Source organism: Frankia sp. CoWAU3 (assembly GCF_977971855.1).
In genome coordinates, this window is record NZ_CDWWXB010000261.1 from 4225 (window position 1) to 4998 (window position 774).

Below are 774 nucleotides of genomic sequence, written 5' to 3' on the forward strand. Positions count from 1 at the left end.
GGGCTGGCTGCGCCGGATCGGGATGCCGGCACGGCTCGTCGCCACGGACGGCTCGATCGTCACGACCGCTGGCTGGCCCGCCCCGAGCCGGGCCAAGGTGGCCGGGGCCGGAGTAGCCGGAGCCGGAGTAGCCGGGGTCCGGGTAGACCGGGCCGAGACGGCTCCGCCCGCCGAGGATGGAACCCGAGTCGCGTCCGCTGGATCGGCGACACGGCCGAGAGGTTCCGGCCGATGAGCACCGAAGCCCTCTGGTACGCCGCCCGGGGCACGGGCACCACGTGCCTGCTGCTGCTCACCCTGACGGTCGTCCTCGGCATCGTGGCCCGCTCGGGTCGCGGCCTCGCGGGTCTGCCCGGTTTCGCGATCGGCGCCGTGCACCGCGGCGCGAGCCTGCTCGCGGTCGTGCTCCTCGCCATGCACATCGGCACGCTGCTGCTCGACCCGTACGCGAAGCTCGGCATTGCGGATGTGGTCCTGCCGTTCGGCGCCGGCTACCGACCGCTGTGGGTCGGGCTCGGCACCGTCGCAGCCGACCTTCTCATCGCCGTGGTCGTGACCAGTCTGCTCCGCCGGCGCCTCGGCGTGCGCGTCTGGCGGGCAGTGCACTGGGCCGCCTACGGCGCCTGGCCACTCGCCCTCGCGCACGGCCTGGGCTCGGGCACCGACGCCGGCACGCCGTGGCTGCGAGCCGTCGCGATGGCCTGCGCGCTCGCCGTCGCCGGATCCGCGGCCTGGCGCTGTTCCCCCTCCTTCAGGATCCTCCCCCGCCCACAC

1 protein-coding gene and 1 pseudogene are annotated in these 774 nt (G+C 75.1%); both read left to right on the top strand.

The features are described from left to right. Positions 1 to 235, top strand: a pseudogene (locus AC08ON_RS16760) (FAD:protein FMN transferase); the annotation flags it as partial. Further along, the coding region (locus AC08ON_RS16765) for a ferric reductase-like transmembrane domain-containing protein (RefSeq protein WP_476617314.1) at positions 232 to 774 on the top strand (543 nt) is incomplete at its 3' end. The pseudogene AC08ON_RS16760 and the gene AC08ON_RS16765, both read left to right, overlap by 4 nt.